Below are 571 nucleotides of genomic sequence, written 5' to 3' on the forward strand. Positions count from 1 at the left end.
CTTGGCCTTGGTGGCGTCGAACTTGCAGGACTCGCCGCAGGCGTCGGCCTTGTAGCCCTCGACGCCCTCGGCCACCCACGCGCTGGCCGGCTTGCGGGAGCCCTGCAGCACCGTCTTGGTGATGGTGTCGCGGTCGATCGCCATCGGCAGGCCCTGCCGGGCCTGGGCCTTGTTCGCCCCGGCCCAGTCGGCCTGGTAGAGCGTGAAGCCGATGTTCTGGATCGAGCCCTGCGGGGCGTCGATCGCCCGGTCGCCGAGGTCGTTCTTGTAGTTGGCCAGCGCCGAGGGCGGCACCTGGTCCATCACGTCCAGGTTGTTGGACTGCAGGTCCGCGTAGGCGGCCTCGGCGGTGGTGTACATCTTGAACACCACGCCGCCGTTCTTCGGCTTGTCCACGCCCTGGTAGTTGGCGAAGGCCTTGGTGACGATCTGTGAGTTGTGCTCCCAGCTGACGAACTGGTACGGCCCGTTGCCGACCGGCTTCTGGCCGTACCCGGTCGGGTCGGCGAAGAAGCCGTCCGGCAGCGGGGAGAAGGCGACGTAGCCGAGCTTGTACGGGAAGTACGACACA

General features: G+C 67.4%; 1 protein-coding gene. It reads right to left on the reverse strand.

All coding sequences use genetic code 11. The annotated features are described in order from the left end of the window. Positions 1-571: ABC transporter substrate-binding protein (locus ABD323_RS44370; protein WP_344447653.1), on the reverse strand; the 571-nt coding region annotated here is incomplete at both ends.

Source organism: Kitasatospora nipponensis, assembly GCF_039528135.1.
GTDB lineage: Bacteria > Actinomycetota > Actinomycetes > Streptomycetales > Streptomycetaceae > Kitasatospora > Kitasatospora nipponensis.